This is a genomic window from Sphingomonas sanxanigenens DSM 19645 = NX02, assembly GCF_000512205.2.
Taxonomy (GTDB): domain Bacteria; phylum Pseudomonadota; class Alphaproteobacteria; order Sphingomonadales; family Sphingomonadaceae; genus Sphingomonas_D; species Sphingomonas_D sanxanigenens.
The window spans coordinates 783,616-797,705 of record NZ_CP006644.1 but is presented as its reverse complement, the minus strand read 5'-3'; the positions used below and the strand labels follow the sequence as shown (position 1 = coordinate 797,705).

Annotated in this window: 20 protein-coding genes and 1 pseudogene; 7 read left to right on the top strand and 14 right to left on the bottom strand. The window is 68.0% G+C overall.

Features of this window, described 5'->3' with window-relative positions:
- Nucleotides 1-50: 50 nt before the first annotated feature.
- From NX02_RS03665 to NX02_RS03655, 3 genes are read right to left on the bottom strand one after another with little or no spacing between them, the layout of a single operon-like run.
- Nucleotides 51-239: a hypothetical protein gene (locus NX02_RS03665; RefSeq protein WP_025290837.1), complete on the bottom strand. Its 189-nt coding sequence runs from the start codon at nucleotides 237-239 to the stop codon at nucleotides 51-53.
- A gap of 16 nt (nucleotides 240-255) precedes the next feature.
- The gene (locus NX02_RS03660) at nucleotides 256-657 is read right to left on the bottom strand and encodes a GFA family protein (protein WP_025290836.1); all 402 of its coding nucleotides are present in this window, start codon (nucleotides 655-657) and stop codon (nucleotides 256-258) included.
- Nucleotides 654-917, bottom strand: coding sequence for a DUF6429 family protein (locus NX02_RS03655; protein ID WP_025290835.1), 264 nt, complete (start codon nucleotides 915-917; stop codon nucleotides 654-656). Before NX02_RS03655 ends, NX02_RS03660 begins: the two co-directional genes overlap by 4 nt.
- Before the next feature lie 129 nt (nucleotides 918-1,046).
- On the opposite strand from NX02_RS03655, the gene NX02_RS03650 reads away from it, so the two are divergent.
- The gene (locus tag NX02_RS03650) at nucleotides 1,047-2,279 is read left to right on the top strand and encodes an SAM-dependent methyltransferase (protein ID WP_025290834.1); all 1,233 of its coding nucleotides are present in this window, start codon (nucleotides 1,047-1,049) and stop codon (nucleotides 2,277-2,279) included.
- A gap of 52 nt (nucleotides 2,280-2,331) precedes the next feature.
- On the opposite strand, the gene NX02_RS03645 is transcribed toward NX02_RS03650, so the two are convergent.
- From NX02_RS03645 to NX02_RS03635, 3 genes are all read right to left on the bottom strand, one after another.
- The gene (locus NX02_RS03645) at nucleotides 2,332-2,733 is read right to left on the bottom strand and encodes a GFA family protein (RefSeq protein WP_025290833.1); all 402 of its coding nucleotides are present in this window, start codon (nucleotides 2,731-2,733) and stop codon (nucleotides 2,332-2,334) included.
- A gap of 2 nt (nucleotides 2,734-2,735) precedes the next feature.
- Nucleotides 2,736-2,915, bottom strand: a complete 180-nt coding sequence (locus NX02_RS03640; RefSeq protein ID WP_025290832.1) for a hypothetical protein — start codon at nucleotides 2,913-2,915, stop codon at nucleotides 2,736-2,738.
- A 187-nt stretch (nucleotides 2,916-3,102) separates the two neighbouring features.
- Entirely contained in the window at nucleotides 3,103-3,480 is a 378-nt protein-coding gene (locus NX02_RS03635; protein WP_025290831.1) for a VOC family protein, read from the bottom strand.
- A gap of 241 nt (nucleotides 3,481-3,721) precedes the next feature.
- On the opposite strand from NX02_RS03635, the gene NX02_RS03630 reads away from it, so the two are divergent.
- Nucleotides 3,722-4,489, top strand: a complete 768-nt coding sequence (locus NX02_RS03630) for a hypothetical protein (RefSeq protein WP_025290830.1) — start codon at nucleotides 3,722-3,724, stop codon at nucleotides 4,487-4,489.
- 275 nt (nucleotides 4,490-4,764) lie between these two features.
- Nucleotides 4,765-5,730 carry an IS110 family RNA-guided transposase gene (locus NX02_RS03625; protein WP_025290252.1) on the top strand — a complete coding sequence of 322 codons (966 nt, stop codon included), beginning with the start codon at nucleotides 4,765-4,767 and terminating at the stop codon, nucleotides 5,728-5,730.
- A 116-nt stretch (nucleotides 5,731-5,846) separates the two neighbouring features.
- Here NX02_RS03625 and NX02_RS03620 read toward each other — a convergent pair whose 3' ends face one another.
- The 3 genes from NX02_RS03620 to NX02_RS30540 all read right to left on the bottom strand — a co-directional run bounded on the left by NX02_RS03620 (nucleotide 5,847) and on the right by NX02_RS30540 (nucleotide 8,174).
- Complete coding sequence (locus NX02_RS03620) at nucleotides 5,847-6,311, bottom strand: GFA family protein (protein ID WP_025290829.1); 465 nt, start codon at nucleotides 6,309-6,311, stop codon at nucleotides 5,847-5,849.
- A 67-nt stretch (nucleotides 6,312-6,378) separates the two neighbouring features.
- Complete coding sequence (locus NX02_RS03615; RefSeq protein ID WP_039997068.1) at nucleotides 6,379-7,992, bottom strand: portal protein; 1,614 nt, start codon at nucleotides 7,990-7,992, stop codon at nucleotides 6,379-6,381.
- Complete coding sequence (locus tag NX02_RS30540) at nucleotides 7,992-8,174, bottom strand: hypothetical protein (protein ID WP_025290827.1); 183 nt, start codon at nucleotides 8,172-8,174, stop codon at nucleotides 7,992-7,994. The genes NX02_RS03615 and NX02_RS30540 overlap by 1 nt, the downstream gene beginning before the upstream one ends.
- 195 nt (nucleotides 8,175-8,369) lie before the next feature.
- Here NX02_RS30540 and NX02_RS03610 point away from each other — a divergent pair, with 195 nt between their 5' ends.
- The gene (locus NX02_RS03610; protein WP_025290826.1) at nucleotides 8,370-8,780 is read left to right on the top strand and encodes a hypothetical protein; all 411 of its coding nucleotides are present in this window, start codon (nucleotides 8,370-8,372) and stop codon (nucleotides 8,778-8,780) included.
- Between the two features lie 81 nt (nucleotides 8,781-8,861).
- Nucleotides 8,862-9,315: pseudogene (locus tag NX02_RS33510) on the top strand (transposase); the annotation flags it as partial.
- Between the two features lie 10 nt (nucleotides 9,316-9,325).
- On the opposite strand, the gene NX02_RS03605 reads toward NX02_RS33510, so the two are convergent.
- The 5 genes from NX02_RS03605 to NX02_RS03585 all read right to left on the bottom strand — a co-directional run bounded on the left by NX02_RS03605 (nucleotide 9,326) and on the right by NX02_RS03585 (nucleotide 13,032).
- A complete protein-coding gene (locus NX02_RS03605; RefSeq protein ID WP_025290825.1) occupies nucleotides 9,326-9,655 on the bottom strand; it encodes a DUF6481 family protein in 330 nt (109 codons plus the stop codon).
- Between the two features lies 1 nt (nucleotide 9,656).
- Nucleotides 9,657-9,890, bottom strand: coding sequence for a hypothetical protein (locus NX02_RS03600; RefSeq protein WP_039996396.1), 234 nt, complete (start codon nucleotides 9,888-9,890; stop codon nucleotides 9,657-9,659).
- An 80-nt stretch (nucleotides 9,891-9,970) separates the two neighbouring features.
- Nucleotides 9,971-10,177, bottom strand: a complete 207-nt coding sequence (locus NX02_RS03595) for a cold-shock protein (protein ID WP_025290824.1) — start codon at nucleotides 10,175-10,177, stop codon at nucleotides 9,971-9,973.
- Nucleotides 10,178-10,468: 291 nt separating this feature from the next.
- Nucleotides 10,469-12,529 carry a protein kinase domain-containing protein gene (locus tag NX02_RS34060; RefSeq protein ID WP_025290823.1) on the bottom strand — a complete coding sequence of 687 codons (2,061 nt, stop codon included), beginning with the start codon at nucleotides 12,527-12,529 and terminating at the stop codon, nucleotides 10,469-10,471.
- A gap of 86 nt (nucleotides 12,530-12,615) precedes the next feature.
- On the bottom strand, nucleotides 12,616-13,032 hold the full coding sequence (locus NX02_RS03585) for an NUDIX hydrolase (protein ID WP_047099730.1): 417 nt from the start codon (nucleotides 13,030-13,032) through the stop codon (nucleotides 12,616-12,618).
- Between the two features lie 138 nt (nucleotides 13,033-13,170).
- Here NX02_RS03585 and NX02_RS03580 point away from each other — a divergent pair, with 138 nt between their 5' ends.
- Nucleotides 13,171-13,416: a hypothetical protein gene (locus NX02_RS03580; protein WP_025290822.1), complete on the top strand. Its 246-nt coding sequence runs from the start codon at nucleotides 13,171-13,173 to the stop codon at nucleotides 13,414-13,416.
- A gap of 107 nt (nucleotides 13,417-13,523) precedes the next feature.
- On the top strand, nucleotides 13,524-14,081 hold the full coding sequence (locus NX02_RS03575) for a peroxiredoxin (protein ID WP_025290821.1): 558 nt from the start codon (nucleotides 13,524-13,526) through the stop codon (nucleotides 14,079-14,081).
- Nucleotides 14,082-14,090: the final 9 nt, after the last annotated feature.

The following is a 14,090-nucleotide window of genomic DNA, read 5'->3' as shown; positions in this document are numbered from 1 at the left end:
GCCCATGCCACAACCGCGCCGGCGGCGGAATGGCGACGATGCGCCGAGCCTCACCCGCCCCCGTGCCGATCCGGAAGCCGGATCCGCATCCCCTTGGTCCGGCTGGTGAGATGGAATTGCCGGCACAGCGCACAACGATAGGGGCGCAGCACGACGTCCGCCCGGCGGATCACGATCCACGCGGCCTCCTCGGTCGCGAAGCGCTTCTTCCTCAGGCAGATGCCGGGTCGCGTCCGCATGCGTTTCCCCAAGCGTTCAGAAGAAATGCTCCATCGCCAGTTCCCCTGCCGCCATCGCCCACGGATGCTGGCGCTCGTCATAGACCGACACGTGCGGCGACGGGAACGCCGGGTCGGCGAACTGGCCCACCGGCACGGCGATGAAGCCCGGCGCGGCGCTCATAACCCAATAGGCGATCGATCCGCAGACGGGGCAGAAATGAAAGGTGGCGGCCGCGCCGCTGTCCCCCACCCGCGTCCACGCGGTCGAGCGCCCCTCGGCCACCACCTGATCGCGCGCAAACCGCGCCTGCACGGCGAAAATGCTGCCGGTGCGCTTCTGGCATTCGAGGCAATGGCAGATCGAAACCCGCACCGGTTCCCCCGCGCAGGTGGCGCGGAGCTGGCCGCAACTGCAGGAGGCGGTGCGGGTGGTCATCCTTCGCCTTTGCCGAACAGCCGATAAAAGGCGTCTTCGCATCGCTGCCGCCCTTCCGCCGTCAGCACCACCGATTTCGCCTTGTTGACCGGATCGTGGATCAGATCCTGCCCGTGCAGGCGCCCCAGCGCGTCCCAGTCGAACGATTTCCACGCCCGCCACGGCGACCAGTCCTCATCATATTCGCGGTGCAATGTGAGGAACATCAACGCGAGCACCGCCTCGTCGATGCGGTCGGTATCGATTTCCGGTTCGGACATCGTTGCACTCCGTTCGCAAGGCGCGGATCGGCGCAGCCGGCGCCCCGACCATAGACCGGACGACATCCGCGCATCAACGCCACGCGTTCGTCATCGCTTCCGCCCGCGTCCCCCTCTATCGTCTGCGCCATGAAGCTCTTCGCCGCGCTGCTCCGCACATTGATCCGCAAGGGCCAGCTCACCGTCATCGACGCCGCCGGCCGCACGCATCGCTTCGTGGGCAGCCCCGCCGACGGCCCGCCCGTCACCATCCGCTTCACCGATCACGCCACGCCGCGCCGCGCCGCGCTCAACCCGGCGCTGGCACTGGGCGAGGCCTGGATGGATGGGCGGATGCTGATCGAGGCGGGCGATATCCGCCAGTTTCTCGACCTGATCGGCCGCAACACGCATTGGGACGATGACGATGCGGTTCGGCTGAACGTCTGGCGGCCGTGGCGCAGCAGCGCGGGGCCGTTCGCGGCATGGAACTGGCAGCGCCGCTCGCGCCGCAACGTGGCGCATCATTACGACCTGTCGGACCGGCTCTACGCGCTCTTCCTCGATGCCGACTGGCAATATAGCTGCGGCTACTTTCCGCGGCCGAACATGACGCTGGACGAAGCGCAGGCCGCCAAGCGCGCGCACATCGCCGCCAAGCTCGATCTGCGGGCGGGGCAGCGCGTGCTCGATATCGGCTGCGGCTGGGGCGGGCTCGCGCTCTATCTCAACCGCGTCGCCGGCGTGGATGTGCTTGGCATCACCCTGTCCGAAGAGCAGTTGAAGGCGGCGCGGGCGCGCGCCGCGGCGGCGGGGGTCGGCGATCGCGTGCGCTTCGAACTTTGCGACTATCGCGACGTGCAGGGCCGGTTCGACCGCATCGTCTCGGTCGGCATGTTCGAGCATGTCGGCCCGCCCTTCTACCAGCTTTTCTTCGAGACCTGCCGGTCATTGCTCATCGACGACGGCGTGATGCTGCTGCACACCATCGGCCGGTCGGACGGCCCCGCCCCCACCGACCGCTGGCTCGCGCGCTACATCTTCCCCGGCGGCTACATCCCGGCGCTCAGCCAGATCGCCCCCGCCGCCGAACGCGCGCGGCTGTGGGTAACCGATGTGGAGGTGCTGCGGCTGCATTACGCGCTGACCCTGGATCATTGGTACGATCGCGTCGCGGCGGTGCGCGCGGAGATCGTCGCGCTCTATGACGAGCGCTTCTTCCGGATGTGGCAATTCTATCTGGCGGGCGCGACCAATGCATTTCGCCACGATGCGCATGTGAACTTCCAGATCCAGTTCACCCGCCGGCGCGAGGCGCTGCCGCTGGTCAGGGATTATATGGGGGCGGCGGAACAGCAACTGGCCGAACGCGAAACGCCTTGAAAGGCGCCGCCGCCACGCCGCCTCGCTCCTGAACGCAGAGGGGCATCCGTGCCTACGCCGGAAACGCCTCGAACTGCGGCAGATCGTCCGCGATCTCGTGCCACGCCGCCCTGGATCCCACGAAGATATGCATTTGCGGCCGGATCGACGGCACGTCGATCAGCGTCCCCAGCGTCACATGCACCCAAGCATTCTCGCGCACGACCGACCACAGCAGCGATCCGCAGCGCCCGCAATGCACGTCATGCGCCTGACCGGGGTCGCCATGGATGAGCAACGCGTCCGCACCCTGCGTCAGCCGCAGATGCTGGCGTTCGATACCGGCAAAGGGCTTGAAGGCACTGCCGGTGGCGCGGCGGCACTGGCCGCAGTGGCAGTTCATCGCATAGCCGAAGGCGTCGGCCACGTCGTAGCCGACCGTGCCGCACAGGCAGCCCCCGGCCAGCCTGCGCATCGTCAGTGGAAACGGCCGATGCGGTTGATGACGATCTTCAGCCGTTCGGAAATCTGCGCGGGCGGGCGCCCGAGTTGCGCCGCGATCTGCTCCGCGGACAAGCCACGATCATGAAACCGTGCCACCCTGTCGAGATCGACATCGGTCCATTCGTGGCTGTCGATATGTCGTCCGTCGGCCATGAGGGTTCTCCTCGCACCTTCCCACTGAATGCTCCAGCCACAGCTTCGTTCCGCAGTGCAGCATGTTTCTCACCCGCGCGCCATGCCGTATGGCAACGGCGGCAGGCTGGGAATCACTTTAGGTACGCGGGTCTGAACCCCAGCCGAACGCAGCTGTTAAGCTTCAGTCATGTTGCAGGGCAGCACGTCAGCCGGTTGGCCCGATCGACAGCAGGTTGCCGTCCGGATCCTTGAACCACGCCACCTGCGCGCCATCGGGGCCGTTCCAGATGCCGTCCGCATCCTGGGCGTCGCCGAGGAAGTCGTAGCGGATGAACGCCAGCCCCTTCGCTGCAAGCCCGCGCACCGCCGCAGTCACGTCCGGCACGAGGAAACCGAAGCACGGCATTTCGGAAGGCGCGAAGGCGGGCAAGGTCGTGATCCGCAGCTTGCCCCCGCCCACCGACGCAACCAGCGCAAAACCATCGTCGGCCAGGCTGAGCCCCATGACATCGGTGTAGAAGCGGCGCGCCCGCTCGGTTTCGGTGGTGGAAACGAAACCGACCGGCTGGGCATCGACGAACATCGAATCCTCCCTTGTTGCGAAGCATGGGCATAGCATGATTCCGCAATCGCCGTTCGTCCGAAGGGCAGTCGAGCAGCCAGTCACGCGAAAGTCATGGAAAGTGGCGACCGGGCCTTTCCTGTCCTTCGACTGCGCGCAGGACGAACGGATACTATCCGCCCGCACTTACCCATTGAGCAACGCTCCGCACACCATTAGCGTCCCGCTCCGCACGATCGGCGCGGCGCCGTGGAGGAATGGCATGGCGACACAGGCAATGCGGGCGCCGATGTCCGCCGAACATCGTTTCTTCCTGCTCGGCGCCATCGCGATGGCGGCGGTCAATGTCGCGGGCTTTTCGCTGCAGTTCGCGATGGGCCGCTCCACCTTCGCGGCGCCGCCGCTGTTGCACGTCCATACCTTCGCCTTCTTCGGCTGGACCTTCTTCTATGTGCTGCAGACTGCGCTGGCGACCACCGGCGCGGTCGCGCTCCACCGCCGGCTCGGCTGGATCGGCGCAGGCTGGGCGGCGGCGATCGTGCTGCTCGGCATCGTCATGACGGTGGGAATGGTCCGGCGCGGGGCATCGCCCTTCTTCTTCGAACCCGTCTACTTCCTGTTCATGAACAGCCTCAGCGTGCTCTGCTTCGGCGCGCTCGCCACCGCCGCGATCCTGCTGCGGCGGCGCACCGACTGGCACCGGCGGCTGTTCTTCTGCGGTATGACGGTTCTGATGGGCCCGGCGTTCGGCCGGCTGCTGCCGATGCCGCTGCTCATCCCCTGGGCCGGCTGGGCGGTGTTCGCCGCGATCATGATCTTCCCCGTGATCGGCGTCGGCCGCGAACGCGCCCGCGGCCGCGTACATCCGGCGTGGTGGTGGGGCACCGGCGCGATCGTCGCGACCCAGGTCGCGATGGCGCCGATCGCGTTCAGTCCGCTCGGGCTGGCGGTGTATGGCTGGGTGACGGCGGGGACGCCGGGCGCCGCGGTGTCTCCGGTGGATTTCCCGCCGTTCCCGCCGGGCGTGTGAGGGGCGCACCCTCAGCCCCCCAATCTCCGTTCGTCCCGAGCGCAGTCGAGGGACGACTCACACGAAGACTGCCGGAAATTATCGCGCGGGCCTCCCCGTCCCTTGCATCTTGCGGTCAGCCCGATCTGGTAGTCCAGAAGGGCGACCGCCGGGGGTGGCCACCCCCGGCGGTCGGACGGACGGGACCGAGTGTCCCTTGGTTCGAGCCGTAGTCGAGATCGGTCCGTCCGTCCCTTCAAGTCTGGCCTGAACAGATGAAGGGGAGCAAGTCCCGTATGCAAGGAAAGGTCGAGGACAAGTCGCTGCCGGAGGTCCATGTCGGCGTCGATGTGAGCAAGGCCAATTTGGACATCCACATTCACCCGGTGGGCGAGCAGCTGCGGGTGAGCAACGACAGTGCCGGGCATGACCGCCTGGTCGAGGTGCTCGGCCGGTTCGCGGTGAAGCTGGTGCTGATGGAGCCGACGTCGCGCTATCATCGGGACGTCCAACGCCATCTGCATGATGCCGGACTGCCGGTGGCGCTCGTCAATCCGCTGAGGGCCAGGCTGTTCGCCGAGGCTGCCGGCAAACTCGCCAAGACCGATGCGATCGATGCCGCCATGCTGGCATTGATGGCCGATCGCTTCGGCCTCTCGGCATCCGAGCCGGTGAGCCGGCGGCAGGAGGAGCTTCAGGAACTCGTCAGCGCCCGCACCGCGGCGCTCGCCGAACAGACCGCGCTGCGCAACAGGCTCAGCGTCACGCAGGGCAGCTTCCTCAAGAGCGAACATAAAAGAAGGCTGAGCTCGATCGCCACGCATATCGATCGCATCGAGGTGAAGATCGAGGAACTGATCAAGGCTGATGCCGAGATGACGCGCAAAGCCAAAATCCTGCGATCCATCCCCGCCATCGGCCCCATCAGCACCCAGGCCTTCCTCTCATACCTCCACGAACTCGGCCGCATTACCAACAAGCAGGCCGCAGCCCTCGTCGGCCTCGCGCCCTTCGCCCGCGACAGCGGCGGCATGCGCGGCAAGCGATCCATACGCGGCGGACGCGCCGAGCTCAGATCCACCCTCTACATGGCCGCGCTCGTCGCCAGCCGCCGCAACCCCGACTTGAAGCGCTTCTACGATGGCCTTCTCGCGCGCGGAAAAGCTCCAAAGCTCGCCCTCATCGCCGTCGCACGAAAACTCGTCGCGCTTGCCAACACCCTCATCACCAAAAATCGCGTGTGGGCGCCCAAACCCGCTTGACCTGGAAGACAGATGCTCGACTGCGCTCGGGACGAACGGGGGCAAGGAAATCGAGGGTAGCCCTATAATTTTTCCGTTCGCCCCGAGCGCAGCCAAGGCGGCAGACCCGCTCGAAGCTACGAAATCCCGCGATCCTCGCGATATGCCGCGATCAGCGCCTGATAGTCTTCCATCCCCGGAAACCGCTCGAAGCTGCGCACGGCGCCGGTTGCCGCCCAGGGCAATTTCTCCGCGGTCTGCGTTTCCATCCACGGCGCGAACCAGCCCGGCTCGTCCAGCAAGGTCGCGCGGATGCTGACGAAACCAAGATCCGCCGCGGGCGTGGTGAACACCCAGCTCTTGCAGCCGTCGCAGTGATGGTGGTGCGCCTCGTCACCATGCAGGCCGCCAATCACCGTCTCACCGGCGATCTGCTCGAAACCATCGGCGGGAACGATCAATGTGGTCGAAAAGGCGCTGCCGCTCATCCGCTGGCAGCCGCGGCAATGGCATATGGTCTCCATCCACGGCGCCTGCGAAACGCGAAAGCGCACGCGGCCGCAGCGGCAGCCACCCTCGATGGGCAGGTCGGGCAGGGTCATTGGCATGCTCCGTTCATGCGCCCCCGCCCGCCTTGCCCGGTCGGGGAACAGGGTTCAAGCGCCCACCTCAGCCCGCGCCCATCTCCCCCAGCACCTTCATCGCATCCGCGCCCTGCTTCATCGCCGGCGCCATCGCCGCCAACTGCTGCGCCTGCGCCGCCTGCGCCCGGCCCTCGCGCATCGCCGCCACCGCCTCCGCCGGGCGGATGATCCGCGCCGGGGCGCCCGCACGCGCCGCATATTCGTCGACGAGCTCGTCGATATCGAGCTTGTCCACCGCATCCGGCGCCATGCCCGCCAGACTCCCCACGAAACCGGTGGTGCGCTCGATCTGGCCGATGCCCACCATCCGCTGCATCTGCGCGAGGATCGAGACGAACTCCACCTGCAGCTCGCGCCCCTCGAGCACCTCCGGCGCGCGCGGCAGCAGGTCGCCGCGCTCCATGATGCCGAACGCGCGGTCGATCACCGCGGAAAGCTTCTCGGTCGAGACCCGCTCGATCGTCGGGCCGAGCTGGGTCAGCTTCTCCTCGTTGCGCGCGGCGATCTCCTCCACCGTGCGCGGCTGGATGCCGGCCATGTTGGTGATCGCGTTGAACAGGTCGGCAAAGCTCGCCGCGTCGATCTGCGCCTTGCACTTGGTGACCTCGTCGCCGATCGCCGCCACCGCCTGGTAGGGCAGCTGGTAGGGCACGAGGATCGCATCCTTGTCGACGCCCGCCGCGGAGACGAGGTTGCGCGGCTGCCCGGTCAGCTTCAGCCCCGGCGGCACCACCTTCTCGGGGTGGACGAGCAGGTCGATCGCCTCGTTGCGCCGCTTCACCTGGAGCTGCAGCTCGCGCAGCGCCGGCAGCGCCTCCATGCCGGGCGAATAGCCATAGACATCCGCGCCCGTCGTGTCCCAGCGCGCCGCCCAGAACGGTTTCTCGCGATAGCCGCTGACGCGCAGCAGCTCGTCGCCCGACGCGCGCTCGTCCCAATAGACCGAGCGCCACGGCTTGGAGGCGGGATTGCGGCCGTCATGGTCGGGATCGGGCTCGATCGCGTGGAACACGTCCACCATCTCGTCGTAGCGGCTGCCGTCATAGGCGGTGCGCACGCGGCTGTTCACCGCCTTGCCGAAGCTGTCGACCGCCTGCCGCACCGTCATCGGCGCGCGGCGATAAAGCGTGTCGGGCACCAGCGCGTCGCTGAGCGCGATCCAATATTCGCCCGCGGTCAGCGCATGCGCGACCATGCCGACGTCGGCATGCTCGACCAGCGCCACCGCTTCGGTGCCGAACAAACCGCTTTCAGCATAGCCGGTCTTGGCGGCGCCATAGAAGTTGGTCTGCGCCAGGAAGGCGTAAAGCCGCCGCTCGACCTCGGAGAGCCAGGGCTTCACCCCGTCCTCGTCGATCAGCGTCGCATCACCCAGCGTCAATGTGAACCACGGCCGCGAGGAGGAGGATAGCCCGCTGGTCATGCCATTGGCCAGCGTGCGGAAGGCGACGATGCCATGCTCGTCGCGCAGCGATCCGTTGCGCAGCCGGCGGCTGCGGTTGGTTTCCGAATTGAGGAAGCGGCTGCGCGCCGGCTGGGCGAAGCGGGCGATCTCCTTCCACTCCGCCTCATAGTCGGTACGGATCGCCTGCATGGCCTTGAGCCGCGTTTCGCACGCGTGGCGGAGGGGCTGCACCATCAGCCGAGCGTCGGCCGGGCGGTGGAGGGCGGGGTGCCGAGGCCGTCGGCGCGGGTCAGCGCGGCGAGCAGCGGCCCCAGCCGGGCGCGGCGATCGCGCGCGCCCGGGGCGGCGCCCTGGTCGGGCAGGCGGCTCGCCTGCCGTTCGGGGATGGTGGGAACGTCGGGGGTGGAAGCGCACATAAGCGGGGGCTCCTCGCGCGATGATGATGGCGGCAGCACCGGCTAAGCGGCGAACGCAAATGGTTGAATCGGCAGCGCCGGATCTTCGTGCCGTCACGGGCCGCCGCAGCCCCGGGTCGCTCCGCCCCGTCGCGATTGACCCGCGCCGCAGGGCTTCCATCCTCGCTCCGTCACGAACAACCGGCGAGGCAGGCGATGGGATGGTTCGGCAGGAAAACGCGCGGCACCGGCGACGGCGGCGGCACCGGCCCCGATTATTCCGCGGTCGATTCCCGCGAAAAGGTGCAGGTTCTGGTCGATAGGGGCGAACTGGTGCCGATGCTGCTGCTGCCGGAAGCGTTCGGCGGAGAGGCGGTCGCGCCCAACATCCTCCACGTGCCCCCCTTCGCCGCAGACCTCAAGGCGAGCACCGATGCCAATGTGATCGCTCCGCTCGCCGCCTCCGGCAAGCTCAGCCGCTACAAGGTGGAACCCGAATATGAAGGCAACAGCTTCGTCCCCGTCGCGGTGCGGCTGATCGCCTGGGATCCGGGCAACTTCGACTTCACCGTCACGATCTGGGGCAAGGCGCTGGAACAGCGTCCCGAAGGCGCGCGGGTGAATTGAGGGGGTTGGGTCGCAAACGCATAAACGGGCTTGAGCTTTGGCGTGTGCGTGATCCAGCCTCGTCGTTCACGATGAGGTTGGATCGCGCGGCGACGGTGCGAACTGACGGATCGTGCGTGGACGATCATCGCGCCGCCGTTGCCGAACAAGCCGCGAGGCGTGCCGAGGGTTGATGGTCGACGGGTGTTGAACGGCAGTCTCCGGTGGTTCCGGATCGGCTCGCCATAGGCGGAAATCCCGCGGCGCTCCGGACCGCCGACGACCTGCTACGACCGCTTCGTCCGCTGGCGCAAAACCGGTGTATGGGACCGGCTGCCGGCGGCAGTTTCCGCGGGTTTCGACGGCGAACCGGTCATCATCGATTCCACCTGCCTGCGCGTCCACCAGCACGCGGCGACCGGTAAAGAGCGGGATCCGCAGATCGTCGCAGGGCGTTCCGGGGGCGCCGCTACCAGCTGTTGTCGACGCTGGGGGGCGTCCTGTCAGCCTGCGACTGACCGGACGCCAGGTGCGGAATGCCCGCGAAGCTTCCGCGCCGATGCGCATCAGCGCGAAGACTTGCGCCCCTTGCGTGCAGCGTAACGCGCGTCGCGGGCGGCCTTGCGGTCGGCCTCGGTCGGCTCGGGCATCGCGGCGATCTTGGCCGCTTCGGCCTTGCTGGCCTGCTTCTCCGCCGCAGCCAGGGCACGCGCGGCAGCAGCCGCCGCCCGCTTTTCGGCCTCGGCAGCTTCCCGTGCCGCGCGCCGCGCAACGGCGGCGGCGACCGACGCCGCATCGGCTTGAGGCTTCGAGCGCAGGAGCGTGAGCGCCCTGCTCCTGGCCGTCGCCGCAGCTGCGGTGCGTTCCTGAAATGTCGGGGTCTTAAATGCTGGCACTCTATCTCCAATATAGCTTACGGCCGTGCCAGGCGCGGGGTAATCCGGACAAGATTGCCCGCGAGTACCTTCGATCCATAGGCTTGGCGATTTCCGCGATATTCTCGGCGTTGTTCATCACAACACGCGTACCGCCGGACTGAAGGGTTTCGATGGCGCCGATGCCGATCTTGCGCTTGGCGCAAGCGGCGATGACATGGCCCTGCCTCGCGTTCTGATTGATCGCTCGGGACATGGCGCGCACGCCTTGACGCGTCAGGCCGCACGCTTGTGCACCTGCGGGTGGCTGGGCGAGCGCGAGGCTCGCCCAAACCGTCAGGCTGCCTGCAGGTTCACTGCGGAGGTTTTGCCGCGGCGATCCGTCTCGAGCTCATAGGAGACGCGCTGGTCCTTATCGAGCGTGCGCATGCCGGCGCGCTCGACAGCCGAAATGTGGACGAATGCATCATTGCCGCCGCTCTCGGGCGCGATGAAGCCGAAGCCCTTGTCAGGGTTGAAGAATTTTACGGTTCCGGTGATCATATGGGTATCCTTTATCCCATGTATGACGGGCATGCGCCAAAAGCAGCGCATCCCGGCTTCGAAAGCTAGAAAGGGACAAAGGGAAAGCAAAGGCAGCCCGATATCCGTCGCACGCGACGTCAGCGCGTTCGATATAGCGATGAACGGCTGAATTTGTAAGCGCGATTTTCTCGCGTGGAAGAATCCCGCTTTGTTGGGGTCCGGCAAGGGGGGAGATCGCATACGCTTGACCTTCAAGCCCGACGCTCGACGTCGCGCGGGACGACCGGAGGACGACATGCCCTCTCCGCCCTACCGCGTCGTCAACTCCACCCGCCGGTTCTGCATCTCCCGCACGCCGTCTGCGGTCGGCACGCGCGGCTGTCCTTCGCCGAAGCTCTCCGCGCTGATGATCGATGCGGGGATGCCGCGGGACGCCAGATAGGCGCTGACCGAGGCGACCATCCGGCGCGACTTCCCGGCGTTGTAGGCAGCGCTGCCCTCGCGATCGGTGTGGCCCGCCAGCATGATCTCGGGCGATTTGCAGCGCTGCCAGTTGCCGATGAAATTATCGAGGATCGTCGCAGCCTCCGGGGTGATGTCGGTCTTGTCCCAATCGAAGAAGACGATGTACGGCCCCAGTGCGCATTGGCCGGGCGCGGCCAGCCCGCTCACGGCGGCGGGTTCCGGATAGGCTTCCCCCTCCGGCTCCGCCTGCCACTCCGGCGGCATCCACTTCACCGTGCCCGTATAGCGACCCGCAACCTTGGTGCCCGCCGTATCCAGCGCCGGATCGAAGCGCGCGCGTGCGGTCACCAGCCGGCAGGTGGCGCTGTCATAGGCGGCGATGCCCGACCGCTTCACCGTCTCGCAGGCAACCGGCTTGCCCACCGCGTCGACATCCACCGCGATGCCGACATCGCCGTTGCGCGTGGCGCCCTGCGGATAATCCGCCTCGCCCAGCCACATCCGTGCGTTGAGCGGCTTGGGCGGCGTCACCGCCGGCCCCGCACCCTCGGCCGCGCCGTTCGCAGCGGCGCTGGTATCGGCAGCATCGGCGGCATCGGCGGCATCGGCGGAATTGCTCAATTCCTCCGCCGCCGCATCGAGCATGTTGATGATCGGATCGCCCGCATTCTCCGCCGCGCCCCCGCCCAGCCAGCCGGCATTCCACGCGAGCAGCCCCCCGGCGCTTAGCGCGGCGAGCAGCACCAGCGCGAGGATCGCCAGCGTCACCGGCCCCTGCCCGCCCTTCGCCCCCGCGGCCGCACGCGGCGGCGACGGTGCGGTCGGCGCATCCTGCGCGGTGGCCCGCACGGTGGTCTGCGCGATGGTCGGTTGCGCCGCAGCCGGCGCCGGAGGCACGGGTGCCGCGGGCCCGTGCATCGTCGTGCTGGCCTCGTCGCGCGACGCGCGCAGGCGCCATATGTCCATCGGTGTCGGCGCCGGGCGCGTCGCACCCCCTTCCGCCGCAGCACCGCCCGGCACCACCCCCAGTTCGCGGCGCCAGATGTCGGCGCTCGCCGGCCGATCCTCCGGCCGCGGCTGCAGCGCATGGTCGATGGCGGCAAGGAAGCCGCGCTCGAACCCGGGCGGAGAGAGCGCCACCAGGGTGCTGTGATCGCTGCGATACAGCCGCCGACTCGCCTCCTGCGGCGCCTCGCCGCTGATCGCGCGATAGAGCACCGCGCCCGCGCTGTAGAGATCGGATGCCGGCCCCGGCGCCTCGCTGCCCGCACCGTGATATTGCTCGACCGGCGAATAGCCCGGCTTCACCACCGCGGCGACGCTGCGCGTCAGCTCGACCATCAGATCCTTGGCGGCGTTGAAATCGATCAGCACCGCGCGCCAGTCACGCCCCGGCGTGACGATCACATTGTCGGGGGCGATGTCGCGGTGGAACAGATCCTGATGGTGGAGGAAGGCGATCGCATCCGAAAGCTGGTCCGCCAACGTCATGATGTCGGCGGGATCGCGCAGCGCGCCTTCCGCCAGCGCCGTCGCCAGCGGCCGCCCCGCCACCCGCTCCATCGCCAGATAGGCGGTGTTGTTGGCGGGGAAGGCGGCATGGATGCGGACGATGCCGGGATGGTCGGGCAACGCCGCCATCCGTTCGCCCAGCGCCAGGAAGCGCTCCACCCCGCGCCTGAGATCGGGCGCCCAGGCCGCCCGCGAGGCTTCGGCGACGCCGCCGCCGGCCCGCGAGATCAACTGCTTGGGCCAATATTCCTTGACGAGCACCGCGCCGAAGCGCGGGTGGCGCGCGGCATAGACGATGCCCTCCCCGCCCTGGCCGATCGCCTCGCCCAGCACGAAATCGCCCACCGCCGTGCCCGCCGGCAGCGCATCATGGAAATCGGCCGCAGCCTGCATCGCCCGCTCGTCCCCGCCCGATCGAGGCACCCCCCGGTGCCGGTGCCACGAATTGCACGGATCGCGGCCTCAGTCGATGCCCGCGGTCAAACCACAAGCTGCGCGGCGAAGCGGCGGATGATCGCCTGCAGTTCGGGCTCGGCGGTCGCCGCGGCGGCCTCCTCGGGCGCGAACCAGGCGCGCTCGCGCAGCGCCTGTTCTTCCCATTCGTCAAGTTCCTCCACCACCTCGAGCGGAAACACGCTCACCCGCAGCCGCCGCGCCGCGCCCGAGGTCAGAAGCTTGTCATAGTCGAACGTGCCGACCTTGCCGCCGATCCGCCCGGTCACCCCGGCTTCCTCCAGCGCCTCCTTCGCGGCGGAGGCCGCGGCGGTCATGCCGCGTTCGATATGGCCCTTGGGGATGATCCAGCGGCGCGTGCGGCGCGAGGTGACGAGCAGCATGGCAATGCCGCCATCCGACAGACGGCGCCACGGCAGCGCGGCCGACTGCGTCACCCTCATTCACTCATCTCCCGCGATCCCCCGGAGCCAAGTCTGCACATCGGCGCAGCCCGCGCAACCACCTGACGGGCACCCGACCGGAACCTGGCCGGCGTTGCGCGGTTCTTGCCCCCAACGGGGGATCTGAGGAGGATCGAAATGGCTCATACCGAAGAACGCCGGGTGGAACCGGGCACGACCACCATCATCGAACGCCGCAGCGGCGGCGGTGCGGCCGCGCTGATTGCTGCCCTGCTCGTCGTGATCGCCGCGGTGGCGGTCTATTTCCTGGTGGTGCAGGACAAGCGCGAAAGCGATGCCGTGACCGGTGCCGCGGAAGCGGTGCAATCGACCGCGGAAAAGGCGGGCGGCGCGATCGACGGGGCGACCGGCGAGAAGAAGTAGCGCGATCCTGGCCCTCTCCCCCTCGGGGGAGAGGCAGCGGAGATCGGGCTTTTCCCTTCATTGTCCCGCGCCTATGATCCGGTGCAGTTCAGCCGAAGGTAATCCCGATGCTCCTCCGCCGCCTCGTCATCGCCGCCCTGCCGTTCGCCCTTGCCATGCCGGCTGCCCAGGCCGCGTTGCCGCAGGGGGCGAAGGCGCCGCCGTTCAGCACGCCGGCGGCGCAGGCGGGCAAGCCCTTCGCCTTTTCGCTGGCGAAGTCGCTCGCGAAGGGGCCGGTGGTGCTCTATTTCTTCCCGAAGACCTTCACCCAGGGCTGCACGATCGAGGCGCATGAATTCGCCGAGAAGACGCCCGAGTTCGAGACGTTCGGCGCCACCGTGATCGGCATGTCTGCAGACAGCATCGCCGAACTGCAGCGCTTCTCGCGCGAGGCCTGCCGGGACAAGTTCGCGGTCGGCATCGCCAGCCGCGCGATGATCAAGGCCTATGACGTCGCGATGGCCGTCGAGCCCGGCCGTTCGGAGCGCGTCTCCTATGTGATCGCGCCCGACGGCAGGATTCTCTACGTCCACAATGATCGCGATCCGCGCGGCCACATCACCGGCACGCTGGCCGCGGTGAAGGCGTGGCGCGCGCAGCACCCGGCGAAGAGGGCGAAGCGCTGAGCCCCGCCT

Bases quoted from the DNA above. Each gene is read 5' to 3' on its own strand.
- NX02_RS03665 (WP_025290837.1), bottom strand. From the start codon at position 239: ATGCGGACGCGACCCGGCATCTGCCTGAGGAAGAAGCGCTTCGCGACC.
- NX02_RS03660 (WP_025290836.1), bottom strand. From the start codon at position 657: ATGACCACCCGCACCGCCTCCTGCAGTTGCGGCCAGCTCCGCGCCACC.
- NX02_RS03655 (WP_025290835.1), bottom strand. From the start codon at position 917: ATGTCCGAACCGGAAATCGATACCGACCGCATCGACGAGGCGGTGCTC.
- NX02_RS03650 (WP_025290834.1), top strand. From the start codon at position 1,047: ATGAAGCTCTTCGCCGCGCTGCTCCGCACATTGATCCGCAAGGGCCAG.
- NX02_RS03645 (WP_025290833.1), bottom strand. From the start codon at position 2,733: ATGCGCAGGCTGGCCGGGGGCTGCCTGTGCGGCACGGTCGGCTACGAC.
- NX02_RS03640 (WP_025290832.1), bottom strand. From the start codon at position 2,915: ATGGCCGACGGACGACATATCGACAGCCACGAATGGACCGATGTCGAT.
- NX02_RS03635 (WP_025290831.1), bottom strand. From the start codon at position 3,480: ATGTTCGTCGATGCCCAGCCGGTCGGTTTCGTTTCCACCACCGAAACC.
- NX02_RS03630 (WP_025290830.1), top strand. From the start codon at position 3,722: ATGGCGACACAGGCAATGCGGGCGCCGATGTCCGCCGAACATCGTTTC.
- NX02_RS03625 (WP_025290252.1), top strand. From the start codon at position 4,765: ATGCAAGGAAAGGTCGAGGACAAGTCGCTGCCGGAGGTCCATGTCGGC.
- NX02_RS03620 (WP_025290829.1), bottom strand. From the start codon at position 6,311: ATGACCCTGCCCGACCTGCCCATCGAGGGTGGCTGCCGCTGCGGCCGC.
- NX02_RS03615 (WP_039997068.1), bottom strand. From the start codon at position 7,992: ATGGTGCAGCCCCTCCGCCACGCGTGCGAAACGCGGCTCAAGGCCATG.
- NX02_RS30540 (WP_025290827.1), bottom strand. From the start codon at position 8,174: ATGTGCGCTTCCACCCCCGACGTTCCCACCATCCCCGAACGGCAGGCG.
- NX02_RS03610 (WP_025290826.1), top strand. From the start codon at position 8,370: ATGGGATGGTTCGGCAGGAAAACGCGCGGCACCGGCGACGGCGGCGGC.
- NX02_RS03600 (WP_039996396.1), bottom strand. From the start codon at position 9,890: ATGTCCCGAGCGATCAATCAGAACGCGAGGCAGGGCCATGTCATCGCC.
- NX02_RS03595 (WP_025290824.1), bottom strand. From the start codon at position 10,177: ATGATCACCGGAACCGTAAAATTCTTCAACCCTGACAAGGGCTTCGGC.
- NX02_RS34060 (WP_025290823.1), bottom strand. From the start codon at position 12,529: ATGCAGGCTGCGGCCGATTTCCATGATGCGCTGCCGGCGGGCACGGCG.
- NX02_RS03585 (WP_047099730.1), bottom strand. From the start codon at position 13,032: ATGAGGGTGACGCAGTCGGCCGCGCTGCCGTGGCGCCGTCTGTCGGAT.
- NX02_RS03580 (WP_025290822.1), top strand. From the start codon at position 13,171: ATGGCTCATACCGAAGAACGCCGGGTGGAACCGGGCACGACCACCATC.
- NX02_RS03575 (WP_025290821.1), top strand. From the start codon at position 13,524: ATGCTCCTCCGCCGCCTCGTCATCGCCGCCCTGCCGTTCGCCCTTGCC.